At 40.1% G+C, this 25,439-nt stretch carries 45 protein-coding genes, 2 tRNA genes and 1 pseudogene; 40 read left to right on the plus strand and 8 right to left on the minus strand.

Annotation, left to right across the window (positions count from 1 at the left end; translation table 11 throughout):
- Window positions 1-5: 5 nt before the first annotated feature.
- On the plus strand, window positions 6-281 hold the full coding sequence (locus tag C1G53_RS02285; protein ID WP_105106668.1) for an HU family DNA-binding protein: 276 nt from the start codon (window positions 6-8) through the stop codon (window positions 279-281).
- An 88-nt stretch (window positions 282-369) separates the two neighbouring features.
- Here C1G53_RS02285 and C1G53_RS02290 read toward each other — a convergent pair whose 3' ends face one another.
- The 7 genes from C1G53_RS02290 to C1G53_RS13505 all read right to left on the minus strand — a co-directional run bounded on the left by C1G53_RS02290 (window position 370) and on the right by C1G53_RS13505 (window position 5,082).
- A complete protein-coding gene (locus tag C1G53_RS02290; protein WP_105117516.1) occupies window positions 370-1,512 on the minus strand; it encodes a tyrosine-type recombinase/integrase in 1,143 nt (380 codons plus the stop codon).
- A gap of 127 nt (window positions 1,513-1,639) precedes the next feature.
- Window positions 1,640-2,164: a type II toxin-antitoxin system VapC family toxin gene (locus tag C1G53_RS02295; RefSeq protein ID WP_105117517.1), complete on the minus strand. Its 525-nt coding sequence runs from the start codon at window positions 2,162-2,164 to the stop codon at window positions 1,640-1,642.
- Window positions 2,154-2,498, minus strand: coding sequence for an STAS-like domain-containing protein (locus C1G53_RS02300; protein ID WP_161941351.1), 345 nt, complete (start codon window positions 2,496-2,498; stop codon window positions 2,154-2,156). The genes C1G53_RS02295 and C1G53_RS02300 overlap by 11 nt, the downstream gene beginning before the upstream one ends.
- 11 nt (window positions 2,499-2,509) lie before the next feature.
- Window positions 2,510-3,433, minus strand: a complete 924-nt coding sequence (locus tag C1G53_RS02305) for a hypothetical protein (RefSeq protein WP_105117519.1) — start codon at window positions 3,431-3,433, stop codon at window positions 2,510-2,512.
- Window positions 3,433-4,206, minus strand: a complete 774-nt coding sequence (locus C1G53_RS02310) for an ImmA/IrrE family metallo-endopeptidase (protein WP_105117520.1) — start codon at window positions 4,204-4,206, stop codon at window positions 3,433-3,435. The genes C1G53_RS02305 and C1G53_RS02310 overlap by 1 nt, the downstream gene beginning before the upstream one ends.
- Before the next feature lie 10 nt (window positions 4,207-4,216).
- Entirely contained in the window at window positions 4,217-4,597 is a 381-nt protein-coding gene (locus tag C1G53_RS02315; RefSeq protein WP_105115175.1) for a helix-turn-helix domain-containing protein, read from the minus strand.
- Window positions 4,598-4,992: 395 nt separating this feature from the next.
- Complete coding sequence (locus C1G53_RS13505; protein WP_105117521.1) at window positions 4,993-5,082, minus strand: type I toxin-antitoxin system Fst family toxin; 90 nt, start codon at window positions 5,080-5,082, stop codon at window positions 4,993-4,995.
- Window positions 5,083-5,552: 470 nt separating this feature from the next.
- Here C1G53_RS13505 and C1G53_RS02325 point away from each other — a divergent pair, with 470 nt between their 5' ends.
- Window positions 5,553-5,735 carry a hypothetical protein gene (locus tag C1G53_RS02325; protein WP_105117522.1) on the plus strand — a complete coding sequence of 61 codons (183 nt, stop codon included), beginning with the start codon at window positions 5,553-5,555 and terminating at the stop codon, window positions 5,733-5,735.
- On the opposite strand, the gene C1G53_RS02330 is transcribed toward C1G53_RS02325, so the two are convergent.
- Complete coding sequence (locus C1G53_RS02330; protein WP_105117523.1) at window positions 5,717-6,265, minus strand: hypothetical protein; 549 nt, start codon at window positions 6,263-6,265, stop codon at window positions 5,717-5,719. The two genes, C1G53_RS02325 and C1G53_RS02330, sit on opposite strands and share 19 nt — an antisense overlap.
- 55 nt (window positions 6,266-6,320) lie before the next feature.
- Between C1G53_RS02330 and C1G53_RS02335 the strand changes: the two genes are divergently transcribed.
- The 38 genes and pseudogenes from C1G53_RS02335 to C1G53_RS02490 all read left to right on the plus strand — a co-directional run.
- The gene (locus C1G53_RS02335) at window positions 6,321-6,512 is read left to right on the plus strand and encodes a DNA-binding protein (protein ID WP_105117524.1); all 192 of its coding nucleotides are present in this window, start codon (window positions 6,321-6,323) and stop codon (window positions 6,510-6,512) included.
- Between the two features lie 83 nt (window positions 6,513-6,595).
- Window positions 6,596-6,907, plus strand: a complete 312-nt coding sequence (locus C1G53_RS02340; RefSeq protein ID WP_105117525.1) for an excisionase — start codon at window positions 6,596-6,598, stop codon at window positions 6,905-6,907.
- A gap of 1 nt (window position 6,908) precedes the next feature.
- On the plus strand, window positions 6,909-7,196 hold the full coding sequence (locus tag C1G53_RS02345) for a hypothetical protein (RefSeq protein WP_105117526.1): 288 nt from the start codon (window positions 6,909-6,911) through the stop codon (window positions 7,194-7,196).
- Window positions 7,186-7,332: a hypothetical protein gene (locus C1G53_RS13045; RefSeq protein ID WP_161941352.1), complete on the plus strand. Its 147-nt coding sequence runs from the start codon at window positions 7,186-7,188 to the stop codon at window positions 7,330-7,332. Before C1G53_RS02345 ends, C1G53_RS13045 begins: the two co-directional genes overlap by 11 nt.
- Window positions 7,333-7,511: 179 nt before the next feature.
- A complete protein-coding gene (locus C1G53_RS02350; RefSeq protein ID WP_105117527.1) occupies window positions 7,512-7,877 on the plus strand; it encodes a transcriptional regulator in 366 nt (121 codons plus the stop codon).
- Window positions 7,878-8,138: 261 nt separating this feature from the next.
- Window positions 8,139-8,468 carry a hypothetical protein gene (locus tag C1G53_RS02355; RefSeq protein ID WP_105117528.1) on the plus strand — a complete coding sequence of 110 codons (330 nt, stop codon included), beginning with the start codon at window positions 8,139-8,141 and terminating at the stop codon, window positions 8,466-8,468.
- A gap of 6 nt (window positions 8,469-8,474) precedes the next feature.
- Window positions 8,475-8,615, plus strand: a complete 141-nt coding sequence (locus C1G53_RS13130) for a hypothetical protein (RefSeq protein ID WP_172020629.1) — start codon at window positions 8,475-8,477, stop codon at window positions 8,613-8,615.
- A gap of 10 nt (window positions 8,616-8,625) precedes the next feature.
- Complete coding sequence (locus tag C1G53_RS13510; protein ID WP_258533557.1) at window positions 8,626-8,754, plus strand: hypothetical protein; 129 nt, start codon at window positions 8,626-8,628, stop codon at window positions 8,752-8,754.
- Complete coding sequence (locus C1G53_RS02360) at window positions 8,754-8,933, plus strand: hypothetical protein (protein WP_105117529.1); 180 nt, start codon at window positions 8,754-8,756, stop codon at window positions 8,931-8,933. The genes C1G53_RS13510 and C1G53_RS02360 overlap by 1 nt, the downstream gene beginning before the upstream one ends.
- Window positions 8,930-9,841, plus strand: coding sequence for a recombinase RecT (locus C1G53_RS02365; protein ID WP_105117530.1), 912 nt, complete (start codon window positions 8,930-8,932; stop codon window positions 9,839-9,841). The genes C1G53_RS02360 and C1G53_RS02365 overlap by 4 nt, the downstream gene beginning before the upstream one ends.
- Window positions 9,841-11,055 carry a DUF1351 domain-containing protein gene (locus tag C1G53_RS02370; RefSeq protein ID WP_105117531.1) on the plus strand — a complete coding sequence of 405 codons (1,215 nt, stop codon included), beginning with the start codon at window positions 9,841-9,843 and terminating at the stop codon, window positions 11,053-11,055. Before C1G53_RS02365 ends, C1G53_RS02370 begins: the two co-directional genes overlap by 1 nt.
- Window positions 11,048-11,884: a PD-(D/E)XK nuclease-like domain-containing protein gene (locus C1G53_RS02375; RefSeq protein WP_105117532.1), complete on the plus strand. Its 837-nt coding sequence runs from the start codon at window positions 11,048-11,050 to the stop codon at window positions 11,882-11,884. The genes C1G53_RS02370 and C1G53_RS02375 overlap by 8 nt, the downstream gene beginning before the upstream one ends.
- A 13-nt stretch (window positions 11,885-11,897) precedes the next feature.
- Window positions 11,898-12,092: a hypothetical protein gene (locus C1G53_RS02380; RefSeq protein ID WP_105117533.1), complete on the plus strand. Its 195-nt coding sequence runs from the start codon at window positions 11,898-11,900 to the stop codon at window positions 12,090-12,092.
- Between the two features lie 215 nt (window positions 12,093-12,307).
- Window positions 12,308-12,805 carry a PcfJ domain-containing protein gene (locus C1G53_RS02385; RefSeq protein WP_105117534.1) on the plus strand — a complete coding sequence of 166 codons (498 nt, stop codon included), beginning with the start codon at window positions 12,308-12,310 and terminating at the stop codon, window positions 12,803-12,805.
- A 9-nt stretch (window positions 12,806-12,814) separates the two neighbouring features.
- Complete coding sequence (locus tag C1G53_RS02390) at window positions 12,815-13,147, plus strand: hypothetical protein (RefSeq protein ID WP_105117535.1); 333 nt, start codon at window positions 12,815-12,817, stop codon at window positions 13,145-13,147.
- The gene (locus C1G53_RS02395; protein WP_105117536.1) at window positions 13,144-13,659 is read left to right on the plus strand and encodes a hypothetical protein; all 516 of its coding nucleotides are present in this window, start codon (window positions 13,144-13,146) and stop codon (window positions 13,657-13,659) included. Before C1G53_RS02390 ends, C1G53_RS02395 begins: the two co-directional genes overlap by 4 nt.
- A 54-nt stretch (window positions 13,660-13,713) precedes the next feature.
- Window positions 13,714-13,977 (plus strand): annotated as a pseudogene (locus C1G53_RS02400) (DUF1372 family protein); the annotation flags it as partial.
- 2 nt (window positions 13,978-13,979) lie between these two features.
- Entirely contained in the window at window positions 13,980-14,189 is a 210-nt protein-coding gene (locus C1G53_RS02405; RefSeq protein ID WP_238139087.1) for a hypothetical protein, read from the plus strand.
- Window positions 14,190-14,201: 12 nt separating this feature from the next.
- Window positions 14,202-14,408 carry a hypothetical protein gene (locus C1G53_RS02410; RefSeq protein ID WP_105117538.1) on the plus strand — a complete coding sequence of 69 codons (207 nt, stop codon included), beginning with the start codon at window positions 14,202-14,204 and terminating at the stop codon, window positions 14,406-14,408.
- Entirely contained in the window at window positions 14,372-14,926 is a 555-nt protein-coding gene (locus C1G53_RS13050) for a hypothetical protein (protein WP_161941353.1), read from the plus strand. Before C1G53_RS02410 ends, C1G53_RS13050 begins: the two co-directional genes overlap by 37 nt.
- A complete protein-coding gene (locus C1G53_RS02415; protein WP_161941354.1) occupies window positions 14,919-15,521 on the plus strand; it encodes a DUF1642 domain-containing protein in 603 nt (200 codons plus the stop codon). Before C1G53_RS13050 ends, C1G53_RS02415 begins: the two co-directional genes overlap by 8 nt.
- 139 nt (window positions 15,522-15,660) lie before the next feature.
- Window positions 15,661-16,029 (plus strand): YopX family protein, encoded by a 369-nt coding sequence (locus C1G53_RS02420; protein WP_105117540.1) that lies wholly within the window; start codon window positions 15,661-15,663, stop codon window positions 16,027-16,029.
- Between the two features lie 3 nt (window positions 16,030-16,032).
- Window positions 16,033-16,401 (plus strand): hypothetical protein, encoded by a 369-nt coding sequence (locus tag C1G53_RS02425; RefSeq protein ID WP_105117541.1) that lies wholly within the window; start codon window positions 16,033-16,035, stop codon window positions 16,399-16,401.
- Window positions 16,394-16,612, plus strand: a complete 219-nt coding sequence (locus tag C1G53_RS02430; RefSeq protein ID WP_105117542.1) for a hypothetical protein — start codon at window positions 16,394-16,396, stop codon at window positions 16,610-16,612. The genes C1G53_RS02425 and C1G53_RS02430 overlap by 8 nt, the downstream gene beginning before the upstream one ends.
- A complete protein-coding gene (locus C1G53_RS02435) occupies window positions 16,609-17,139 on the plus strand; it encodes a helix-turn-helix transcriptional regulator (protein WP_161941355.1) in 531 nt (176 codons plus the stop codon). The genes C1G53_RS02430 and C1G53_RS02435 overlap by 4 nt, the downstream gene beginning before the upstream one ends.
- Complete coding sequence (locus C1G53_RS02440) at window positions 17,130-17,714, plus strand: hypothetical protein (protein WP_153046644.1); 585 nt, start codon at window positions 17,130-17,132, stop codon at window positions 17,712-17,714. Before C1G53_RS02435 ends, C1G53_RS02440 begins: the two co-directional genes overlap by 10 nt.
- A 711-nt stretch (window positions 17,715-18,425) precedes the next feature.
- Complete coding sequence (locus C1G53_RS13055; RefSeq protein ID WP_161941356.1) at window positions 18,426-18,599, plus strand: hypothetical protein; 174 nt, start codon at window positions 18,426-18,428, stop codon at window positions 18,597-18,599.
- A 73-nt stretch (window positions 18,600-18,672) separates the two neighbouring features.
- Complete coding sequence (locus C1G53_RS02445) at window positions 18,673-19,113, plus strand: ArpU family phage packaging/lysis transcriptional regulator (RefSeq protein WP_099831245.1); 441 nt, start codon at window positions 18,673-18,675, stop codon at window positions 19,111-19,113.
- A gap of 115 nt (window positions 19,114-19,228) precedes the next feature.
- Window positions 19,229-19,318: transfer RNA gene (locus C1G53_RS02450), tRNA-Ser, on the plus strand.
- 3 nt (window positions 19,319-19,321) lie between these two features.
- Window positions 19,322-19,426, plus strand: a tRNA-OTHER gene (locus C1G53_RS12990).
- Window positions 19,427-19,616: 190 nt separating this feature from the next.
- A complete protein-coding gene (locus C1G53_RS02455) occupies window positions 19,617-20,066 on the plus strand; it encodes a terminase small subunit (RefSeq protein ID WP_238139089.1) in 450 nt (149 codons plus the stop codon).
- Window positions 20,056-21,288, plus strand: a complete 1,233-nt coding sequence (locus C1G53_RS02460; RefSeq protein ID WP_105117546.1) for a PBSX family phage terminase large subunit — start codon at window positions 20,056-20,058, stop codon at window positions 21,286-21,288. Before C1G53_RS02455 ends, C1G53_RS02460 begins: the two co-directional genes overlap by 11 nt.
- A gap of 11 nt (window positions 21,289-21,299) precedes the next feature.
- Window positions 21,300-22,763 carry a phage portal protein gene (locus tag C1G53_RS02465; RefSeq protein WP_105117547.1) on the plus strand — a complete coding sequence of 488 codons (1,464 nt, stop codon included), beginning with the start codon at window positions 21,300-21,302 and terminating at the stop codon, window positions 22,761-22,763.
- The gene (locus C1G53_RS02470) at window positions 22,651-24,162 is read left to right on the plus strand and encodes a minor capsid protein (RefSeq protein ID WP_105117548.1); all 1,512 of its coding nucleotides are present in this window, start codon (window positions 22,651-22,653) and stop codon (window positions 24,160-24,162) included. Before C1G53_RS02465 ends, C1G53_RS02470 begins: the two co-directional genes overlap by 113 nt.
- A gap of 2 nt (window positions 24,163-24,164) precedes the next feature.
- Window positions 24,165-24,362 (plus strand): hypothetical protein, encoded by a 198-nt coding sequence (locus C1G53_RS02475; RefSeq protein WP_105117549.1) that lies wholly within the window; start codon window positions 24,165-24,167, stop codon window positions 24,360-24,362.
- Window positions 24,362-24,700 (plus strand): YjcQ family protein, encoded by a 339-nt coding sequence (locus C1G53_RS02480; RefSeq protein WP_105117550.1) that lies wholly within the window; start codon window positions 24,362-24,364, stop codon window positions 24,698-24,700. Before C1G53_RS02475 ends, C1G53_RS02480 begins: the two co-directional genes overlap by 1 nt.
- 56 nt (window positions 24,701-24,756) lie before the next feature.
- Window positions 24,757-24,990: a hypothetical protein gene (locus C1G53_RS02485; RefSeq protein WP_105117551.1), complete on the plus strand. Its 234-nt coding sequence runs from the start codon at window positions 24,757-24,759 to the stop codon at window positions 24,988-24,990.
- A 165-nt stretch (window positions 24,991-25,155) separates the two neighbouring features.
- The coding region (locus tag C1G53_RS02490) for a capsid assembly scaffolding protein Gp46 family protein (protein WP_153046645.1) at window positions 25,156-25,439 on the plus strand (284 nt) is incomplete at its 3' end.

Genomic DNA, 25,439 nt, shown 5'->3' on the forward strand with positions numbered 1-25,439 from the left:
GCAAAATGGCTAATAAACAAGATTTGATTGCAAAAGTTGCAGAAGCAACTTCATTGACTAAAAAAGATTCAGCAGCAGCTGTTGACGCAGTATTTGCAGCAGTAGCAGACTACCTTGCAGCTGGTGAAAAAGTACAATTGATCGGCTTCGGTAACTTTGAAGTTCGTGAGCGTTCAGCACGTACAGGTCGCAACCCTCAAACAGGTGCAGAAATCAAAATCGCAGCATCTAAAGTACCTGCTTTCAAAGCTGGTAAAGCTCTTAAGGATGCGGTAAAATAATTCAGCATCAAAAAGCCCGTCATATCAAGCTTTCTAGCTTGTCCGACGGGCTTTTTTCTGTGTTTTGGGGCATTTTTGGGGCATAAAATCAGTAATTTTCCATGATTTCAGCTACATTAGCCTTGAGTTTCTTTGTGACATGGGTGTAAATTTGGGTTGTAGTCTTAGCATCTGCATGTCCGACACGGTCCATGATGGCTTTCAAGGGAACTCTGTTTTCTGCTAGACGGCTGACAAGGGTATGACGGAAGATGTGGCTAGTGAGTTTTTTTTGTATAGGCTTTTCAAGCCGTTCGTTCGCTTTTTTAAGAGCTAAGTTGAAAGAGTTTGTTTGCATCGGTACACCATTCTTGGTCGTAAAGATGTAGCCCATATCTTTATATCGTGGATTGGTATTTTTTTCTAGCTCATTCATGAACTCCAATTCCTCTATAATTTCCATTTCCCGTTTGGTCATGAATGTTTCACGATAGGAAGCGTTGGTTTTTGGGGTCGTTTTCTCACCGTTACGATAGCCTTCAGTATGGTCGTAGGTACCGTGTAATTGTAAAATCTTGGTCTCAAAATCACGGTTTTCTGGCTCAAGGCTGACAGCTTCGCCGATACGGCAACCGTTAAGACTCATAAATTCTGCTAGTAATGCAGTTCGGTATGTGCTAGGTCGCCTGAATAATTCCTTTAGCAGTGGCTTTATTTCGTCTTCCTCGAGATATTTTTCTTCAATCTTTTTCCAGTCTTCCAAGGTCTTTTTAATCCGTGGAAGTTTGGCCCGTCTAGAAGGATTGTCTTTGATGATGTCCAAGTCAACTGCATAATCAAAAGCAAGGTTTAACATGGATTTGGTACGCTCTTTCTTGTTCCTGGAGCAATTCAGGTTGTCTAGGTAATTTTGGACGTATTTTGGGTCAATATTGACTACTTTGATATCCAGACCAAAACTGTCTCTGATTTCCTTAATATTGCCCTTCAGAGAAGCGATTGAAGTGCGTTTGATTTCTTGTTGGTAGAAAGTCCACCATTGGTCGAAAAGATCTGTAAATAGCATTTCAGAGCTTTTCAGCTTGCTGAGGATGTCCGCTATCTTTGCATCCAATATTTTCTGGGCCTCTTTTCTGATACGTGGAGTATCTTTCTCCATCAATACAGATGTTCGTTTCCACTTTTGAGTATATGGATCTTTGTATCTTTCAACAAAATTCACTTTTCCGGATTTATGTGCTTCTGTCCACATTGTTTTTTACCTCATTTTCTGTTAAAATGGGTATAAAGAAAAGGGCTTTTTAATGCCTAATTCTTTATACAAGTTGCCTCACGCTCTCCATGACCAAACTTCGAGCGTGGGGCTTTTTTATTTGTAATTAATAGTGCAACCAGACTATATCTTCGGGATGATTTCCAAAGTCTTTGTCGTGACTAACGATTTTTAAATTGTTTGTCAACATTTTAGAATAGACTAGATCATTGTAGTCATTCATTTGACGATAACTATTCAAACTATCTCTGACATGCCATAACTTAATAGGTAATATTTTACTTTGAGATAAGATATCGTTTTTGACGCTTTCACAAGCCAGTTGATAATGGTGTTTAAAATCTAATGTTTGTTGATAATCTCGCTTAAATGCAAAGTTTCGAGAGTTTAACCCATTATTTCTAAGATAAGAATTATAGGCTGTTCGACAAATGACATTGATATATTCCGAGATAATTTGTGAATTAACAAATAGCTTACACTGATTTGATTGAGCTTCAGCTAAGAAGTTTTCATAGCCAAAAGTATTCGTTGAAAATGGTGAATAAAGATAAATCCAGACATTGGAGTCTACAATAAATGAGTCTCCTTTTGAGTAAGTATAGTTTTTGAGGTCAATATCAATAGCCATCAGCCATTACCTCGTCTTGTAAATCTGCTAGTTCTTGTCTTTTTTCTTTGCTATTAGATAATACTAAAGCGATTTTTTGAAAATGTGAATCACTAACGGACGAGCGCTTAATCTTAACCAATTTTGTTAAGACATCTATTGGTTTTAGGTCGTAGAGTTGTCCGATCGCGAGATTAAGAAAGGCAGTCGTTAGGGTAGTGATGCCTGTAAAGTCAAGTGTGACTGATTCGTCTTGATCGATATACTTTTTGATTTCTTGAAAAACAAGCTCACCAGTTTCAGATAATATTGCTGACTTACTATTTATAATATCAGAAATTTTTAGTGTTTCCATTTTTGTCTCCTTTAAATAAACCATTCGTCTAGTAGATTTGATAAATCCATTGTATCAGAAAATGAGGAAATTTGACAATCATCCAAAAAGAATGTAATGACAACTAGTGTTCCTGAAATGTCAAATGGGAATTCTAAGAAAGTTGAGTAACCGGTCTTATCGATATGATAGTATCCATTATTAGAAATAATTTTGATTTCTCCTTTCCCAAGGAGTTTCTTTTTTAATTCGTAAAGGCCAACTCCACTATCATATCTATTCTTAGTGGAAGTGCCCTTGTCAAATGCCCAATTGAAATAATCTACAGTATCAACAAATAAGAGATGTTTAGTTTTAATATTTTCAATCAATCCGATTCCGTTGTCAGATACTGCAAATGTAATTGTCCCATTTTGACTTCCAAAAGGTTTCCGTGGATAGTGCTGGCCACACATATAGATAACTTTAGAACCTGAATGATCCCTAACATTGTGGATGATTTCTAGCAAAGATTCTTTAATTTCTCCTAAAAATTCACTTGATGTCTTTGTTTGGATGTGACTCAGTAATTCCTTATCTATATATTCGTCAATTTGTTCAATTTTTTTGATAGATGAGCGATAAAAAGGAATAGTTGTATTATATGTATCTGGTAATTCGTAATCCAATCCGAAGTTTTTCAAAAATCCATTTTTTAAAAGGATCTCTTTAGATTTTAAGGATAGATTTTCTAAGATAGCATAAACTTTACCACCATTACTTGTTATTGCACTGAAAAGCATTCCAAGAAAGACAGTCATTTCAGCATTTATCCAACGGATATTTTCAAAGTTAAATGTTATATCGTCTCCAGGTTGAATCTGAGTCAATATTTCATCTACTTGTGAATATAATTCTGTTAAATTAACATATTCATTGTCCAAAGTTCTAGGTATCTTGATTTCGTATTCAGCCATCACCCCGCCTCCAAAAATCTTTGCAACTTAGGAGCTTGAAAAATCTGTAGACCACCTTTACGATAATCTAGGACAAATTTAAGTGAATAACTTTGACTGTACCCGACAGTGTGCGTCAAGAAATCCATCAGTCGATTATGTAGTGCAGGACTGCTGATATATGTTTCATTTTGCAAATCTAAGAAAGTCATCTTACTTCGAAAAGCCTTACTTAGTCGTTCATCTGATAAGTAGAGTATGGATGCCACAGTGTCAGCTTCCTGCTCCAAAGCTAGTAACTCGGGAGGGTAATTCCCAACCATTTTGTCCGTGGCTAGAGAAAGATAAATACTGTCACTCTGTCTTTGTTCTAAATGACAGAAGATATGGCTGAGTTCGTGAAGGATAGTGAAGATAATTCTTCCCTTTGTAGCTTTTCTCTGACTAATAGAAACGACGAAGCGGTTCCTTTCCATATCTGGGTAGGTCATTCCTGCGCAATTATCGCAAAGGTAGCGTTCCTGATATGAGAAAATCTGGTTTTTGACCAAATTCTTGTATCTGATTTCTTTGTTTGTTGGAATTGCTGGCGGTAATTCTGGATATTGGGCACCGAACTCATCAAAATCATAAAAATTGAAGATGATTGGATAGTTTTCTTCAAAGTAGGAAATGATATTTGTATGAGTTAGATCAGCCAAAGGTTTTTCAAAATATCTGGCAGCCTTATTTAGGATTTGGTAGGCTGTTTCTTTGTATTTGAGAAATTCTTGACGTGTTAATCTTTGTTTCAATAGACATCACCTACTCCCAATTTGAATCATCTTCAATCAATGCTCTAGCTGTATTCATAAGCCCTTTCAAAGCAGTAGTAAATTTGATTACATCTGCTTCAGACATCCCACTTGTTTCTTTTCGGAACATAACTAGTGCTTGTTCCTCTAGCGGATTTGTAGCAGGGGCTTGACCTTCTTGAGCAATGTTTGGATTATTTGTTCTACCCACTAGATAATCCAATGAAACATGGAAGTAGTCAGCAATTTCTTGCATCCTATCAGTTGAAGGACTAGAGTTTTTTATCTTATATAGTGTATTTCGGCCATATCCAAGATCTTCTTCCACTTGACCAAGTGATTTTCCTTGCTTTTTTGCCAAATATTTTATCTTTTCAAACGCTGAAATCATTGATTTATCAACCTTTCTGGGATTGACAAAAAATATTTTAACAAATTTGGTGTAAAGTTGTTGACTTTTATCAAATTTAGTGTAAAATAGTTTTTGTAAATAAGTTACAACTAAAAAAACAACTAAGCAAACAAAATATAATCTTGTTTTGGCGAACTGGATTTACTGATTTGTTAGTGTTCTTTCTTGCACCTTCATTTTATCTTATTTGGTAAAAGTGGTCAAGAGAAAACACAAAAAAAGTTAAAAATTTAGTTGTTTCTTGTTTACAAGTTCTTTGACAACTGAATAGCGATATGGTAATATTAAGGGGAAAGAAGAACAGTTCAATGAATATTGGACAAGAAAAGACCCCTGCTAACTTCCACATAAGCAGGGGTCTTTTTTTGGCACTATCAGTCTTTATCTAGCCATTTCTGGACAAGTAGAAGAACTAAACCGACCACGAGTGGTCCGATGATAGTTGAGAAGAACAATTCGAACACTGGACATTCACCTCCAATCTATGGCGGTATTGTTAGTGCCGACCCTAATTATATCATATTGCTATTCAGTTCAAAAGGTAGTTCTTTGACAACTGAATAGAAACGTGGTTTTAATCGTATGAATACTTATATTTGACATTTTCAGTCTTATAGAGTATTATTGAGGGGAAGTAAGAAGTCGCACAAGGTATTCACCGAGTGTAACATTAAAAACCCCAGTACCGTTAATACTGGGGTTTTTTGTTAGTTAAAACTAACTGACACTAGTCATCTGACTTATCTAATAGGATATGCAAGATGATACCGACCAAGATTGGTGCAACAAAGTTGGTAAGTAAGAAGTCACACATCGGCTTTCACCTCCTTCCCTGGCGGTATAGGAGTGCCAATCAATATTATACCACGTTTCTATCAGTTTGATGGGGACGTTTTTTTTGCTTACAAATCTTAGAAGAAGGAGGGAAAATGATATGGATGAAGATGAAATCCGAGTGCACATGCCATATAAGGTATTTAAAAACCTGCTTGAAAAAGCAGGCAAAATTAAACGTGACGAAGGGAGATTGATAGAGTGGACTAACTATAGCGGTCCATTTACAATTCAACAAAAGAGAGAGATAGATGATCTCATGAATCAATTTGTTGAAGATTGATTGAGAAGTCTGTTTGCGATGTATTTATTTGCAATAAGTAAACAGTCATTTAATCTATCAAAGATATATCGTGGTTGTTCGATAACATCGGGATTAGATTGTTCTTGTTCATCAAAAAGCTTATCCCAAATATAAGTTCCTTCTGGATGAGGATAACCAGCTAAATGGCGCAGAACGTTTCTAAAAGTAATGAATTTATTTCTATCTTCATCATTCTCTAAGAAGAGGTAGGTTTTATAGAAAATATCATCAAATTGAGTAATAATTTCTAGATCAATTGCCGGATCATTGTTTGTTCGAGAATCGACATAAGAAACAGTTTTACCACTGATAGAGGCAAAATTTTGAAAAGTTGTGATGAATAATTCCCTGTCTTCTTTAGATTGAGAGTTGAGAAAATCAATTTGCTTTTCTTTGAGATTGTTTTCAATTTCCAATTTCTTTTGGTAATAAGCAAAGCCATTGATGATTAGATTGGTTAGAACTGTTGCACCGACAGATATCAGAGTGGTTGTTATTACTTCAGTCATAGAGACACCTCGATATTATTTTTCAATTATTATACCAAAAAAGAAAGGAGATAGTATGCCAGATATTGCGGTTGGACGAGAAAAAGTTGTGACTTTCTTGAAAGAAAATAACATCAAGAAAGTTGATTTAGCGGCAGCCTATGGTCTCAATCGTCAAGAGGTCACTAATATTCTTAGTGGTTCAACCAAAGGACCGAAGGCTAACCAGTTTATTCTGCGAGTGATTGCAGATTACAGCATTGAGTAAATGCAGAAAAAAAGCCCCTTGATAAAGTCAGGAGCTTACTAAAATAACTACTTGAATTATAACACAGAAAGGGATGAATTGCTATGCCAAAAGCTGAATTAGTTTACAGACCAGCTAAGCAATCTGAAAAAGCAGAAGCTGGTGACTATGAGCACCTTTGTCAAATTTGGGAAGGTTTAACAGTCGGAACGGCTAAGGTTTGGGCGGCAGAAATGCGTGAGCATCCGGACTTTAGGCAATATATTGAAAATCCAACTCATCGAATTGTTTTTGTTAACTACGAAGGTTTCCGATTGTTTATCAAGTGGAAAAGTCGCAATCGATACAGACCGAAGAAAGAAACATTAGCAGAAATGCTTGAAAATATCAAACGAGAAAAACAGTTAGGAGTGTAGAATGACAGAATCTATTTTTACAGCCATTGGAGCAACTGCAGTATTTGCCATTCCGTGCGTAGTAGTTGCAGCGATTGATTACAGGAATGCGGAAAAGCGACGCAAGGAACGTGAAGCGGAATTACTTAGAGAGCAGCTGACAGCCCTGGCTTGTGAACGTGCTGTTGAAGCAGATCGCTTAGCCTGGAAGAACAGAGTTAGACAGTCACTTGCGAACTGGGAGCCAATCAAATTTGCTGATGAGATACCAACTCGCACAGCTAGAAAGTGGGGCAGACATGCACATTAGTAATGGAATTGGACGTATCAACTTGATTGAAAATCTTGTTGCATTGACGGGGAACCCTTTTGAAATGTATCAAGAGAAATCAAGGTACGAACTGGCTCTGGATTTAAAAATCGCTAAGTTACAGGCAGGATTGTGAGATGAATAACCTGGTCAGATTAGAACTTATAACTCAATCGTACGACCGATTTCTTCGGACGGGCGACGCTGAACATCTTGAGGATGTAGAAAGGATCTTGGAATATGACGAACATGACAGCGATTGATAACACGCTTCGGCGAGGAATTGTTGAAGTTTAGGAGGAATGGTTACGGCTTATGCAACACCTTGTCAGGAATATCCATGAAAACTATACGCAGTTGAATAATCATTCTGCTCAAAACAGCGAACTTAGTTTACAAGCTAAAGGGTTATTATTTGTGTTGATGTCAAACAAAGACACATGGAAGCCTTACATCGATGAACTTTCTAAACGTTCAAAGAATGGGCGTGATGCTCATAGGACAGCTTATGATGAATTAAAAGATGCAGGATATATCCGTGTTTACAATAAAAGTCTCGGTAGAGGAAAAGGGATGCGACGAGAGCCGTTAGTTATGGATGTCCCAATCACGGACAGCTATTGGGAGTATTGGAAAGAAAAGGTCGATAATGAGTTATCCACAGACGGATCGTCAGAGTGATTTTACAACTTACTGACTTTACGTAGGTTGAATAGTTCGTAGGTTGAATAGTTCGTAGGTTGAATAGTTCGTAGGTTGAAGAATCCGACACTAATAATAACTAAATAATAATAATAACTAACTTTAATAATAATCTAGGGGCTATCGCCCACTAATGAACAATAAGAGGCTAAAGCCTCTAACTAACTTAAAAACAAACTAATCGTTATATATAAATAATATATAGGGAATTTCACAAGAGTTATCCACAGGAGGAAAATCATGAAACAAACAAACACATTTATCGTATTGCGAGATGAAAAAGGGAACTTCTTAGCTAGTTACAAAAACAATAAACACGTTTTAGCATATTCAGCAGATTGGACTAGCGATGTTGAAGATGCTTTGAAAATTCCAGAAGAATATTATTACGACAAGGACCATGAGAAGTACTTGGCGATGGCAATGCTGTTCGACGCTGAGCCAATCAAGGTGCAGGCAGAATATACCTTGACAACTTTGGACGGGCAAGAGCCAGCTGAACCAGTCAAAGATATTGAGGATGTCGAAGACTCATTCAAGAAGTTGCTTGATATTTTGGCTAAGGCCTAGTCAGCGATGAAATGGGAACTACGTGAAAATCTAGTCTGGCAACGTGCCACGGCAGGAGAGAAGGAAAAACTACTGGATACAGGTCTAGCTGATAAGGCAGGGTACATCCGCCTTGTTAGAGAGCTAGGCAGAAAGTATGTGGTCTAGGAGGTGCGACATGGAAGGCACTTACCCATGGTTTGATTATGACCGTGACTATCTACAACCTGAGGAACCAAGACAGGTACATGATCCTGATGAATGGGTGTTCAGAGGCGGTCAATGGATTTATGTAGGGGATGCATAATGACAGAGGAATTACTAGATACAATCCGACGGCTGAGGTGTGACTATTTCCACCTAGGCCGAGAGCTGGGCGAGATTATCAATGAGCAACAGGACTTGATACTTGCCCTGAAACGAGAAAATAAACGCTTAAAGCGTGAGAAATGGAATTTGAAACAGACGAAGAGGAGAAGGAAATGAGTAATCTTGCAGTTATTCAAAAAGATATTACAGATGCTGTGAATGCGAAAGTGTCGCAGATGCAGAACGAAGGCTTGGTAGTAGCGCCAAACTACGCACCGGCAAATGCTTTGAAGTCAGCATTTTTTGCCATGACCAATAGCCCTAGCGGGAACTTACTTGAAAAGTGTTCGAAAGAAAGTATTGCCAATGCTTTGCTTGACATGGTTGTTCAAGGGTTAAGTCCAGCAAAGACCCAATGCTACTTCATCCCATACGGGAATACATTGAAAATGACACGGTCCTACTTTGGAACTATGAAGGTTGTCAAACAACTGTCCAACGTGAAAGATATTTGGGCAGAGGTGGTCTTTGAAGGGGATGTGCTTAAAATTCGAAATGACAATGGGCGCAAGGTTCTCGAAAGCCACGAGACAGATTGGACCAACCAAGATAACGCAATTATCGGTGCTTACTGCATCATTGAAAAAGTGGACGGTGAGCGAATTCTGACAGTCATGACCAAGAAAGAGATTGATCGCAGCTGGCAACAGTCGAAAAATAAATCTGTCCAAAATGCCTTCCCTCAAGAAATGGCAAAGCGTACTGTTATCAATCGTGCAGCCAAGCAATTCTTCAACACATCGGACGATAGTGACATCTTGATTGAAGCTGTTAATCGGACAACTGAAAATGAATTTGATGACAATCGCCAAATCAAAGAAGCAGAGCCAGTTCAATCAGCTGGGCAGGATATCCTGGATAAAATGACCGGAAAGACTGTCGCTGAAGAACCTGCAGAAGATGCAACTATTTCCGAAGTGGAAACTGTTGAAGACGCAGGAGTGGATATTTCCAAAATGGAAACAACCGAGCAGGTTATTGATGCCGAAACCGGCGAAATCTTAGATGAGGAGGAACCGTTCTAATGTCTGAAGAACTATCTCTATTTGACAATCTGGAAAGTATGGCGCCTACTCCAGCAGTGACCGAACTAGACTTTGATTTTGAATTTACGCCAGCTGAAATCACTATCGTGGGCAAGGAGCTACTGGAGCAAGCCTTAGCTGCCTATGCTAAAAAATATGAAAATTATGCTGTTACTGCCGAAACATTCGAAGACGATGCCAAGGTTCGAGCCGAATTGAATAACCTGCAGAAAAAGGTCAAGTCAGCTGTTAAAGATAAATTGGCAGATTACAACAAGCCCATCGACGAAGTTAAGGCTTGGGTGGACGGCTTGTTGGAACCTATTGTCAAAATCGGCAAGTCGATTGACGAAGGTGTGAAGGTGTTTGAAGAACAGGAACGACTTAAACGCGCCAAAACCATTGAGGAGCTATTCCAGAAAGTTATTGTAAGCACAGGAAAAGACGTAGACATCCGTTTGTTCAGCAAGTATTTTGATGAATTTTCGAAAAAAACATGCTTCATGGCTGACAATGTTCGTCCCAATAAAGCCACTGTCAATATGGTCACTAGTCTGGTAGAGGAAGAAGTGGCCAAGAAGGAAGAATATGAGTCAGCACTAATCAAAATTACTGAAGCAGCTGCCAAAGCAGACTTTGGTCCAGCTCCTTACGTACGTAATTTTGAACAAGGAGCAAGCTTGGCTGATATCTTACAGGCAATTGCTGATGATAAAGCCTTAGCAGATAAGACCCGTGAGGAGGCTAAGCGCAAGCAACAACTGGCAAAACGGATTGAAGAGATGACTGCTATCGCAGAAAGCAAGGGACTAGATCCGAAAAAGTATGCTGATATGCTCGAATCAGGGGTGTCTGCACTAGCCGTCCACGAAGAACTTGTCAATGACGCAAGAAAATGGCAAGAAGAGCAGGACCGAATGGAACAGGAATTCCTAGCTCGACATGGAGCCGTTTGCGGAAATGCTCAAAATCGCCCGAATTCTGACGAAATTCAACGAGAAAATATGTCTGAGGGTAAATATACCTCTGAACAGAAAAACGCGTCAGAGGACAAAATAAAGCTGAATAAGAAGGTGGTCAAATGGCAAGGTGATTTCAGAATTACTTTCCCAGACGGAGAGACCGCTAAGTTATTCGGTGGTAGGGGTGGTTTGTATGAACAGCATGGGATAGTTGTTGAGAAATTAGGAGAATGGACAAAAATCAATGGCTAAACTAACTGAAGAAAATTACTACCAAGACCGTCAATGGCTGTCAAATTCTCGCTTTAAGGCTTATATGGACTGTGAAGCGAAAGCCAAAGCTATTGACGACAAGGAGTGGACAGACAAGCGAGATGATACAGCTTTACTTGTCGGTAACTATGTGCATAGTTATTTCGAGAGCGAAGAGGCTCACGCCAAATTTGTTGACGCCAACAAAACTAGGATGATTTCCAGCCGTGGCGCGACCAAGGGCGAACTGAAGAAAGAGTTCCGAGTCGCCCAGAACATGATAGATGCTCTGAAAGATGACGAGAAATTCTTGAGACTTTACCATGGTGCTCCAGGCGATGATGTCCGCAAGGAAATGATTTTAGAAGGCAAAATCTTCGGTATCAAGGTCAAGGGTAAGGTGGATAGTATAAACTTGACTGAAGGCTATTTTGTAGACCTGAAAACTATGAAGACCATCCGCGGTCTTGAATGGTCCGATGTGGAACGAAAGAAAATGCCTGGAGCTGCTGCTAACATTTTAGGTTTTCGCTACGATGTCCAACTGGGGCTGTATCAGGAATTGTTGCGACAAATGGGCTATCCAAATTTCGTTCCGTTCGTTGTAGCTGTAAGCAAGGAAGACGTGCCTGACAAAATGCTTGTCGATTTCCCGCAATATCGCTTGGATGAAGGTCTGCAATTCTTTGAGAACAATGTCGAGCGTGTCGCAGGTATTATTACTGGCGAAATCAAGCCGAAAGGTTGCGGAAATTGTGATTATTGTCGAAGCAAGCGAACCTTGGACCGTGTAATCAATTTGGATGATTTGATTGCTGGGATATTTTGATTGAGGAGAAAAAATGTTTAAAGTTAAGGTTAGATTTATTGATGGTTCATCACTTGACTACACCAGCAAAGACAAGGCAGAAGAAAACAAAATCAGATACAATTTGGATAACAATGTACCATTATCAATCGTAGAAAGTAATAGAACAATAATGATTGTCCCTCAAAATATTATTTTGGTAGATGTAACCAAAGTAGAAAAACAGTAAGAAACTGAAATGACAATCTTTTGTACCTAGGAACACAGATAACGTGCCGTGAACCACGATAAAAGCGAACTAGAAAGCGTCAACTCACAGTCATTTTGGACGAATAGACAGTGAGAATTTCGTAGGGCCTGGTGTTATATTAGCTTTCACTCACAACCAGGCCTATTTTTTAGGACTAGATTATGAACGAATTAAAATAAAAAGCACTGGCAAAGATGCTGGACGAAATGGGTATAGACCCAGAAGGCGATGCGATGATTGTACCAAAGGACTTTGCTGCCATACATCAACACACTGTTGGGCTCTATAATCAATTCCGAGAAGAACAGCGTAGACTTCAACGAGCAGAACAGAACCGTGCTCAGAGAGAACGTGAGAAACAGCTTGAAGCCGAATTTAAGCGTCGAGATGCTTTTGATATGACACTGGCAGGGTACACTTTCCATGTTCCGTCGCGAGTTGCTGAATTGATTTACGAGGGTAAGAAACTGCATCATTGCGTCAGCTCGCATACCGAACGGCATCTCAAGGGGAAAACTATGATTGTTTTTATCCGGCTGGCTAGCAAGCCCAACACTCCTCTCTACACGCTGGAGGTCAATCTAGGGCGGATTGTTCAGTTCAGAGGGAAATACAACAAGGACGTCCCTGGAGAAGTCTGGGACGTAGCTAAAAAGTGGCTTCAAGTCACAAAACAAGAAAAAGTTGCATAAGGAGCATATATGATCACAAAAATTAACGTACCAAAAACATCAATCGTCATTGAGATTGAAAAAAAAGAAATCAAAATCGAAAACTTGATCGATTACGATATCAAAATGATTTTCAGAAACCAGGATGCAGAGCCGTCTTTGGATGAGAACGGAGATGTCTTTGAACCACTTTACTGGCTTGACATCAAGGCAAAACCAATCGAAGAAATCGAGTATCACAGCAGCCTGGGCGTCAAGAAAGAAAAACGAAGACTTGCGGAACTACAAATCTTCTTCGAATACGTTGAAGCGAACAAGCGAAACCTTTTCGACCTCTGCGGATTGAGAGGTGAATTAAGTTGAGCAATCTAACATTGTCACTAGATATTTCAACTGCTGGGACAGGATGGGCCATTTTCCGTGGCTCTGACCTTGTCCAAAGCGGTGTCTTGAAGCATAAAAGCAAATCATATTTTGAACGTGGTCACTATATGGCCAGCGAGTTACGAGCCATCCAGTCGCGGGCTTTACAAAAATTCGATTGCCCATTTGAGACAATCATTGTCGAAAAAAACAATGTCATGGGACCAAACCAACAATCTATGATGAGCATCGGCATCGTGACCGGTCTCATTCTAGGGAGATTGATTGCAGACCAGGTAGTCTTTGTCAATGTGTCTACTTGGCGAAAACATTGGAATTTTAGCTACAAGGATCGCAGTAAGAAATCAATGAAGGCTCAATCAGTGGCAAAAGTGGCCGAAAATTTCAAAAAGGCAGTGAAAGATGATGAAGCAGATGCTATCTTGATTGGCTCGTACTTTGTTGATGCAGGAACCAAAAACAACCAACTAGAAAAGCATGGTGTAAGGTAAGGAGGAAGTATGTAGCATGAAGAAACATCTTTCAGCGATTGCGAATTTTTATATTTTTTTTCAATCTTGGTAACACCTCCATTAGTCGTGTACAAGTTTGATGAGTTGAGCCAGAAAGTAAAACAACCAGTCATCATATACCAAGTCGACAACGCTGGTGCCGAGATTTTCGGCAAGGTCACGGCTAAGGATGTGATTGACGGTCATTACTATGTCGAGGTCAAGCCGTATGGTAAGTTTCTGGTGACCAGGGAGCAGTATGAAGAAATTGAAATCGGGCAGGAGATACCTGAGTATTTGAAAGGGCGGGGAGATTAGTATTGGAATGGATTGACCTAGCACTTTCTACACCCACAAACAAATCGGGTATTATTGCCAAGATAGATAACGACGGATATACATACCCACATTACAGCTTAAAACGTAATAAAGCTGTATCAGTTATTGATGTTTTAGCAATCCAACGTGATTGCGATAGAGTCGGGATAGCATTAGCAGATGTCTATCCTAGGCAGATTACATTATTTTAGGAGGGGGAGTTGATGTTAGTCGATGAAATTATAACAACCTGTCACAAAATCAACGCTAAGCCCAATATCCATCTAGGAGAGGTGCAGGATGTGTACGAGTCCAAGGATGGGCAGATGCGGTATTACGTTAACAGAAAAGGCGGTGTCGCCTATCTCTATGCGACACAGGAGAGAGGGAAAATTTGGGTCTTGTCAGATTGTACACAGAAGAAGAACTAGATTATCTTTGGCTGGCTATCGAAGATAAAGAGAGCAATTATGAAGACGTGGCTGCTTTACTTGGTCGTACAGTATGCGGTGTGAAAGGTAAGGTTTGGAAACTTACAAAAGGAACCAACAAAGGCGGATTAGTTAGACGCCCGTGGACACCAGATGAGATTGACGAATTACGTCAATTGTATCCAATTCTGCCTATGGAAGCTGTTTGTGAGAGATTGAAACGGACCAAAAGTGCTATTAAGACACAAGTTGTCCGATTAGGTATTCGCAAGCATGAGATGATTTATCGCGACGAAGATGAAATCAGATATTTAGCAGAACAAGGGTTATCATACCGTGAGATAGCTGAGCGGACTGGTGGGACGGTCAAAAATTTAAGAAACTATGCTTACGAGCACGGTATCAAGGTCCAACCAGAAAAACGGAGCGACAACCATCCTTGGCGATTGGATGCGGAAAAGATATTTGCCCAGAAAGAACGTTGGAGAAAGGAACATTTGGAGGAAACAGATGAATAAACAGGAAGCGATTGGGATTATCGAACAATCAAAAATAAAAAAAGCTAACACAGAGAGGGTAATATTTAAAGCAGGCGAAATTGTAGGAGAATGTGTACAGGTCGACTATGTACCACTTGAAGTTGTTGTGAATACGATTAACCAAATCTACGAACCGCAGAAGGTGGTGGTGCCGAAGTTCGTGGCGGAGTGGTATGAAAGAAATAAAGATGGCCTCGATACCGCAATATATAGCACAATCACTGGAACGTATAGAAAAGTAAATGGTGAGAATGATGACTTACTAGATAAGTTCGAAGGATGGCTTGTTTACGAAGTTGACTCCATTTTGACACTTGTTAAGATGCATTTATTCGGTTATGAAGTCGAGCAGGAGCAGTTATTTACAGTTAGGATACCTGACCCAAATCGCCCAGACACTGTCACATTCTTGTATAAAGAAAATGGAAAAGTATTTATTGGAAGTGATATCTTTTTGGATGAGGTACCCAACTATAAATGGAAAAAAGAACCAGAAAATCAACTCACCGAAGTCGAAATCAAAAAGGACTTTGAGTGGGCATGGGATGCTGGGTTTGCGAAAGAGGTGGAGTGATGAAACAATTATTAAGGTCTTTTGGATTTATGCTGATATTTTATTCGTTTGTCCCTAACATCATCCACGAGATGACGCTTGCTCAGAAGATAATGTTTGGATTAGGTGCTAGTTGGCTATTTTACGAAGGAGGTAGAAAATGATACCGAAGTTTAGGGTTTGGGATACCGTCAAAAAGGCTATGAGCGAGGTTCAAGCGATTGTGTATACAGAGGAAAGAGTGTATCCCGTCTATTCCAAAGTAATCCGAAGATACATTCCATTTAGCGAAGCAGTCCTCATGCAATCCACAGGTAAGATGGATTCGACTGGGCAAGTCGAGGTGTACGTTGGCGATATTTTATATTACCCAGACCAAGATGAGGACAACTATGGCATTATAAAATTTGACGAAGACAAACTAGCTTTTGTTCTCGACAACGGATATGAAAGGTATATTTATGGTGATTACGGTATGGGCAAAGTCATCGGCAACATCTATAAGAATCCGGAATTGGTGGAGGGGTAGGATATGGGAAGATTTTTTATCGGAAGTGAGTATCATGACGATATGCATGGGAACGACGGCCAATTATTACCAGGACACAGACATAAGTCAAAAGAAGAACTTGAACGAATCAGCAAAAGTTTGTATGACGCCGAACAATCTTCGATAGAACATGAGCAAGTTACAACATTAAGGTTTTGTGATATAGAACCTCCACCATTTGTAAAAATACTGCGGTATGAGTATGAAGATTTAAAAAGACGCTCAAAAAGATTAGAAATCTTGGAGCGAGCGTTTCTTGAGTGTCGTAAGTCAGAATTTGAAGAATTTAATGATTATCCGAATTGTTCGTTTGTTCCAGATGAAAAATCTCAGGAGGTACTAAATGACTAACGAAAAACTAGGTGTGCTACTGGTCGATGTGCCAGGGATGATGTATTTTGACTATAATTACATAATGGACGTAGAGGAAGATGGCGAAATTAAATTTACTGTCAATGAAACGGACATTTTATGTGAAGTGGTAAAAGCGGCCTACAAATGCACCAAAGAAGAAGCAGTAAAACACCCACAATTCAGATGGGTAGCGTTGGAGGATTTATGATTAAACGGCATAGATTTAACAAACACGCACCGAAACCCGAGCCAGAACCGTATGCAGAAGGCACGCTGAAAGACCTGCGGTTGAAGCTTGGCATGACACAGAGAGAGCTTGCGGAACTATTGGAAGTCCCTAAAACAACTATATGTCATTGGGAACGCAAACATACCAATCCGCCTGATGTTATACATAAATTGCAGAAGATGCACGAAGATACTAAAGACCATATCAAAGACGATGGTGTAGACATCATTGAAAAACTCAGTTACCTTAAACATCGGCTCGGAATATCATATGACAGCCTGGCTCAATTGGTTGGAGCTAGCCATGGAACGTCTGTCAAAGATTGGATGGACGGTGCAAAACCAAAATTGAAATATGTAGCAGAAATCAATCGCATGTATGATGAGTTAAAAGGTCAAAGCAGACCGAAACTCCGAAAACACCGACCGACTTTCTGTCAGTTAGATCCACTAAGCAGGACTTCGTGGAAAGCGGAAATTGAAAATCCGGTTATTGCGTGGCGATGAGTCTAGTTAATATCGCTAATGATTGGGTTTTCCGTAAGTCGTGGAGCAATGTATTAAATATTGAGATTGACAAGTGGGTGACAGATGAAGCGCTGGCTTTACTTGAATACCAGATACCGAAGAATGCTTTTGGAAAAAGCGTCAGGAGCGGTGTCTTAAAGAGTGGCATAGGGGTGTATCTAAAGCATTTGTCCAAGGACGAGGCGAACGAACAAGGTTTCACAGACATCATGCTAAAAGTGCAAAAGTCTAGACCTAAAGAATTAATGGGCTTGAAACCCGATTTTAAAATCCCGGGTATTGATGGCTATGTCGTCAAAAATATGCTTTATTGCAGATGGGTTGAGAACAAGAAGTCTTTCTGGTTTGTGGTCGATATTGACGTAGAAAACGTTCGAGAATTTGCGATTAAGCTACACAAGTTGTTTTTGAACGGTGCATATTTGGATGGCGTTTATGTTGTTTTTTCGAAAGAAGCAACAACCAGGCTAGCCTACGAAATTGCTTTAGAACTTAGAAAATGCGGTCGCTTGGAGCTTATGGGCTACAACGGAAATATTTTTAAGGGTTTGTGATTGTAAGAGGTCGCAAGCTCATTACCCGAATGGGTAAAATAAAAAAAGCGGGAACGATATCAAGACCAATCTAACCGAAACATTCTTCAACACTTTCCTAGTTTTGGTTAGTAGGAAAACAATAGATAACTGGACGGAGTTTTTAACCGTGGTCAAGAATTGTTTCTGAAAAAGAAAGGTTAAAATGGTAAATATATGACAAATAAACAGACAGAAAGGCCGCTCAAGGATTAGAAGCCTTGAGCCGGCAATTGTTTCGCGTATATGTTGACCTAACGTAAACTCATAGGTCGCCCTTTACATATTTCTTGAAATTTCTGTCTTTTGTATTCTCCAAGCTTATGCTGTGCTGTGAGAATGTGCTATCCAGTGAAGAGCCGACTGTCTGAGTGTAACCGGCTCATGGTATCTCAATCTTATATTAAAGACGGATACTTTTCTACTGGCTTACTAATTGTGAAAGGTTAGTGAGTCATTCTGCCAAAATAAAAAAGAAGGAGGAACTCCTTTGCGAAATAAATATACACATTATTGGGCCAATGGCAGTACGGTCAGCCACAAATAACATTTAACTTTACAGTCGTTGTTCCCTTGTGGATTGTGGTAAAGCAAGGGAAATACCGCAAATAAAGAAAGGAACAATCTTAAATATTTCACCGTCTGGCGCTCTATTGCGGTGTGGGTGTCAGACAATATTTTGGAGGGCAAGCATTGATTGAAAAAGAATTAAAAAAAGACCGTGATTTTTGGATTGCGGTGGCATTAGAACGCGCAGAAGAAATTGATTATTGGCAAACAATGGCTAAAAAATACGAGCAAGAAATTCAATTGTTGAAGAATCAGTCAGCGGTTAGACAAGGAAAAAGTATCATTTCATGGAAGTAAAAAAGCCAGCACACTTGTACTGACTATGTGAATAAAACTCTTAATAATATTATATCACAAAAGGAGTACGACAGTGCGGTTATTTAAAGAAATAGATAAGTATTTTACGAAAAAGAACGCTTACGAAGTGCTAGAATTATACAGACGGTACGCCAGAATGGCTGGCGAGGAATACACACCAAAATTGACCGCCACGTACTCTTTTGAACCAAAATCAAGTGGATTTACTAACAAAGCTACTGAAATCCAGGTCACGAATAGAGTTGCTGCGTGCGATGAGTTAGAAGAAATCACCAAAGCGATTAACAGAGTTATAGACCCGTACATTAGGCAGATATTGATTGAGAAGTATTGCAAGTGGCACATTAAGCAAGATAAAGCTATCTATACAGATTTAGGGTATTCTGAAAGCGAGTTTTATCGTATGCTCGAGCGTGGAGCGATTGAGTTCGCTGAGAATTACCGTGGTGGTGAGTTACTGGTTTTTCGTAAATTTTTGGGAGACATTTGCTAGTAACTTGCAAGTGAATGAGCGTTTTTATGTAGTAAAATAGTATTATCGGATACCACAAAGAAACATCAGTCTTTTTCATAAAACTCCTTAGAAAATCGTGTGTGGTATCTGTTATGGAGAGTTGGCAGAGTTGGTCGAATGCGCCCGTTTGCTAGACGGGTGGCCGCCTACGTGCGGTCCGTGGGTTCGAATCCCACACTCTCCTTCCGGGAACATGAGCCAGATTGGAAATTGGCAAGGGTAGCGCCCTGAGCAGGTCCGTGTGACGTCCGCGGCATAACGCTATGTGCAGGTTCGATTCCTGCTGTTCCCGTTTGAGAGTAAGCGAATCCTACGGGGACCTTGACTCGGAGGTTTGGTCAATCGCATATCGGACCAAGACCTAATATGCAATCAGTCACACAACGAAGTGTGGCTTTTTATTTTGGAGGAGGTGATGGAAAATCGGTAAATTAGATGAATTTGGTTTAGGGGCGAGGCAACGGCGTTTTGCTGATGAGTACATCGCTACAGGGAATGCCTATCAATCAGCTCTAAAAGCAGGCTATCCAAAATCTACAGCCAAAAATGCAAAAGAAAAAATGGTGGAAAATGGTGGAAAGATTTCTGAGTATATTTCTTTTAGGTTAGAACAATTGAGTCAGTCCGCTATAGCTACAGCGGAAGAAGCCATGGAGAAATTAACTTTAATTCTCAGACAGGAACTAACCGAAGAGAAATCAGAATTAAATCAGATAACTGGCGAGTTTGTAACAATCATTAAAAAACCTACGATTGACGAGGTAAGAAAGGCGGCTGTTGATATTCTAAGACGATACCCAATCGCACTAGAAGTTGAGAAATTGCGTCTTGAAATCGAAAAACTTAAAACACAAGTGACCGTCGATAATAAAACAGAACTAGCCTTAGACAAGTTATTTGACAAGTTAGAAGAGGAAATAAATGGGAATTGATAGACTGTACCACGATAAGCAACTCAGTATCTTAAAACGGGCTTTGCGTGAAGACTGGTACATGATGATTAACCATGGAGCTGTCCGTGCTGGTAAGACCCAGCTGGATAATGATTTATTCCTGATGGAATTGCGTAGAGCAAAAAGAAATGCTAAGTCTTGCGGTGTGGATAATCCTATGTACATCCTTGGTGCTACTAGTGCTGGTACCTTGCGAACCAATATTCTTCAAGAGTTATCAGAGAAGTATGGTATTGATTTCAAGTTTGATAAGCACGGGAACTTTACATTATTTGGCGTCTATGTAGTCACGACCTTTACAGGCTCTGTTGCTGGTTTGCGGGCCATTCGTGGTATGACGGCTTACGGGGCTTATATCAACGAAGCAACGCTGGCAAATAAAGAAGTATTTGACGAGATTCGCAAGCGTTGTTCTGGTTTCGGTGCTCGTATTATTTGCGATACCAACCCAGACCACCCTAACCACTGGTTGAAGAAAGACTATATCGACAAAGCAGATGGCAAGAGCATTATCGCCAAACATTTTACGATATTCGATAATACCTTCTTAAATCAGCGTTACATTGAGAACCTTATCGCAACAACGCCGAGTGGTATGTTTACAGAACGTGGTATCTACGGCCGTTGGGTCAGCGGGGAAGGGGCTGTCTATCGTGATTTTAAGGAAGATATGCTAATACCTGGCAAGGACATACCAACAGACGACATCACTATCTACTATGCTGGTGTCGACTGGGGATATGAACACCATGGGTCTATTGTTGTCTGTGGACAAACGGCTGATGGTCGTGTCTATCTCTTGGAGGAATGCTCGGCACAGTACCAAGAAATTGATTACTGGGTGGAGATTGCTAAAGACATCAAATCCCGGTACGGAAATATTTATTTCTACGCCGACTCCGCTCGTCCTGAACATGTCGCCCGGTTTGAACAGGAACATCTAAAATGCGTGAACGCTGATAAATCTGTTTTGAGCGGAATTGAACAAGTGGCTAAGCTGATGAAGCAAGGTCGCTTTTTTGTTTGTTCTGAGAAGGTTGACAAGTTCAAGGATGAGGTTTACCAGTACGTCTGGAATGAGAAAACAGGCGAGCCAGAAAAGAAGAATGATGATGTACTGGATGCACTTCGATATGCTATTTATTCGCATATGGCTAAACCTAAAGCTAAAGTCAAACGTAAGTCACTATTTGGCTTGTAGAAAGGAGCAAAATGGAAGAAACATTAGTCTATAGTCGCTCGTTGTACAATGAGCAGAATTTGGATAAAGATATCATTTACAAATTGATATTAAAGCATGACCAGACCAGTAGTAAACTCAGGAGGTTAAAAGATTACTACTTGGGTAAGCATGCAATCGAAAATCACACACGCAGAAGCAATCGGCCAAATTTTAAGACGGTTGCCAATCACGCCAAGGACATTGCGGATACCGCCACAGGTTACTTTATGGGCAATGCTATCCGTTATCCTAAGACAGACGATATGGACATTGAAGACCTGTTAGAAGCTTTTGATAATGCAGATGTTGATTCGACAGACTCAGACAATGCTTTGAACATGGCAATCTATGGCAGGGCTTATGAGTACATCTATGTCAAAGAAGGTGAAAATGAGCTGGTAACACGTAGTTTAGAACCAGAGAACACGTTTATCGTCTATGATGATTCGATTGAGCAGAAACCCTTGTTTGCGGTCTATTACTATCAAACAAAGGACGACGTGACGGAAGAAAGTTATTATCGGGCTCAGGTATTGACTGAGAACCTGCAATATAGTATGTCTTTGCGGGAGCAGAAGAAAGAATCGGAAGAAGGTATCCCGCATAATCTTGGAGCCCTGCCAATTATCGAGTATCGAAACAATCGCTACATGGTCGGAGATTATGAGCAACAGATTAGCTTGATTGACGCATATAATTCTCTGATGGGTAACCGAGTCAATGACAAGGAACAAGCTATTGAGTCTATTTTGGTCTTATATGGCGCAGCACTTGCAGACACGCCAGAAGAAGCAAAGGAAGCCATGCAGATATTGCTTGAAGAAGGCTTGTTGGAATTGCCAAAAGACGCAAACGCAGAATTTTTAAAGAATGTTTTGGATGAAGCGTCCGTGGAAGTATTGCGCAAGTCGTTAAAAGAGGATATTTACACGTTTAGTCATGTACCTAATCTGTCAGATGAGAATTTCGCAGGGAATACATCGGGCATTGCTATGGAATTTAAGCTTTTGGGGCTTGAGATGATTACCAAGACCAAAGAGCGATATTATATCAAATCCCTACACAAGCGCATACAGATCTTTGCGAGTTATTACAACTGGTCTCAGATTTACGAAAACGCCAAGGCAATTATTCCGCAGTTTAGCCGTGGTTTGCCGAAGAATTTGTTGGAGCTTTCCCAAATCATCAGCAATCTTAAAGACAAGGTCAGTCTGCGCCAGCTTATTTCGCTCTTGCCGTTTGTGGAAGACCCAGATGCAGAGATTGAAGCGCTTGAGAAAGAAAAGACGCAGGAAGAGCCTGCATTTAGCCAGAATTTGCCTTATGAAGAGGGTGTGATAGATGGACAATCAGAAGTATTGGGAGAAGCGGAAAGCTCAGCGAATGGTTCAGGCGATGGACCAGGCAGAGCAAACCGCAAAGCAACTCGACGAAATCCACAAGCTAGCAAGTAGGCATATCACTTCTAAGATAGACCAGATTTTTGAGAGTTATCGTAGAGACCACGGACTGACGGAAGATGAAGCTGCTAGGGTATTGGCTAATGTCAAGGATTTATCCGATATTCGGGAGTTAAAATTAGCTTTACAAAACACAACTGATAGCGAAGAGATACGGCAGTTGCTTATCTTGTTAGATTCGGCTCCCTACGCTTCCAGAATTGAGAAATACGAGGCTTTACAGAGAGAGGTGGATAATTTACCCACCCGACTGTATAAAGCCGAAAATGAGGCTTCTAGAGCCTTCTATGATGAGTTCATTCCAGATGCTTACTACCATTCGATTTTTGATTTGCAGCAGCAGTCTGGTGTGGCGTTCGCATTTAACAGGATTGACCCAGAGGAAATCAGAGCTATCCAGCAAACTCCATGGCTGGGGGCGAACTACTCTGAAAGGATTTGGGGTAATACTCAAGCCTTAGCAAATGAACTACAAAAGCAGTTAGCAGTCAGTCTGTTAACAGGTCGGTCAGCACATGAGACCGCGGAGGCTATCAACGCACAATTCGGCAAAGGAAGTTATAATTCTCGTAGGTTGGTACGGACAGAGGCGAGTCATTTCCATGCAGAGATGGAAGCTTTGGCCTATGAAGAAGCAGAGGTGGAGCGATACAAGCTTGTGGCTGTGTTAGACTTGAGGACATCCAGCGTCTGTCGGGAACACGATGGAGAAGTTTATCGGGTCAGCGAAAGAGTGAAGGGTAAAAACTACCCGCCTTTGCATCCGTGGTGTAGAACAGTCACTATTGCGCTAGATGATGATGAATGGCTAGCCAAAGCAACCAGAAGCGCAAGAGACCCAGAGACAGGCAAGACAATTCAAGTGCCAGCTAACATGACATATGAAGACTGGTATGGGAAGTATGTCAAGCCAAAATACAAGGCGGATAACCTAGATGTTTGGAAGATTGAACGTGCCAACAACCAGTACGAAAATTACAAGTCAATTCTTGGAGATAAAGCCCCTAAATCGCTTGAAGACTATATTGATTTGAAGTATAATAATAAAGAGGGATATGAGCGGTTGAAGGACTGGTCTTATATTCAATCCAAAATCAATTCAGGTGAGTGGGGAGTAGAAATCAATCTCCACAAACAACTACCTCATATGGAGAGTACAAGACAGATTGGGAAGTCATATATTTATGATTCAGTAGATGTTCAGAAATTATTCAATAGTTATTGCTGTACAGGTCGTTTAGAACGCGATAGACATGGACGAAGAACGAATAAAGAAATCATTGGATTAGGTTATCCAGTTGGCATTAACGCTTCAGATAATTCAGAAGTTACAGCTATTAAAATTCATCATTCCAAGAATCGAACTCATATAGTACCTAAGAAAGGAGATTGACAATGAATTTAAGTCAATATTTGGGAAAAAATATAAAAGTCACTTTCATAGATGGTCAAAGCCTTGAAGGGTATTGCAACTCATTCACGGGGAAGTTTGATACAGAAGATGAATTGTATGACGAATTGACAATAAAGACAGCTAAGTATCCATATGTGGGTTTTAATGAGTCTGAAATCAAATCGATTGAGGTACTCTAATGGCAAGAGATGATTATCATGTAATTATTTACCAAATTCTATCTTATCTCTACCAACAACTGAAACGAGGAAAAGAAATCGATGTAAAAATGCTAGTAGCCAACGGTACATTATTCCAAATCAATGAGAACTATTACATGTTTATTATTGAATCCCTTTTGTCGGAAGGATTGATTGCTGGTCCTGTAGTAGACGAGACAATGTCCGGCAAGTTCATTGATGGCTTAGAGTCTACTCAAATCACTGTTAAAGGCATTGAGTATTTAATGGACAACACCTTTTTGAATAAAGCCAAGAGATTCTTGAAGGATGTAAAGGAAGTAACACCATTTATTTAAGCACTAGGGAAATCTAAGTGCTTTTTTTGTTGCAGAAAAATAGAAAGGAGGTCGCTATGAATAAGAGAATGAAAAAGAAATGGTCGCGGGTCGAGAGATTAGAAAACAAAGTCGCTCACTTGATAGCAGAAAATATTTTATTAACTGATGCACTACGAAATCATGCTAACAATATCAATGATTTGTATGACATTGTTAAATTAAACGCCCAGGCTACTAATGCGAGATTTGAAAAAATCGAGAAGCAAGTGGCCAACAGCCCTACCAAGAAACCATTTTGGAAACGTTGAGGAGGTGGTCCGACATCTTGACTGGTAGGAAAGACTACTTGAAACTACTCGAAAATACTTAAAACCGTATGGAATCCCATGCGGTTTTCTTTATGTCCAAGCATTGAAGACGGTAAAAGCTATGGAAAAACAGTCGGGGACGACTTTAAAAATAGGAGGTTCGCAATGAACGAAGAAACACAAACAGTCGAAGCGGTCGAAGATGACAAAAAGGTAGCAGCTGAGCCTGAACAAGTCACGACAGACCCAAAAGACGAAAAGAAGTACACAGATGCAGATGTCGACGACATCATCAATAAGAAGTTTGCTAAGTGGAAGGCAGACCAGGAAAAAGCCGAATCAGAAGCTAAGAAATTAGCCAAGATGAACGCCGAAGACAAGCAGAAGTACCAGCTTGACAAGCGTGAACAGGACCTGGCTGACCGTGAAGCAGAAATCACACGCCGAGA

The sequence above is a fragment of the Streptococcus suis genome, from assembly GCF_002960445.1.
GTDB classification, from domain to species: domain Bacteria; phylum Bacillota; class Bacilli; order Lactobacillales; family Streptococcaceae; genus Streptococcus; species Streptococcus hyiners.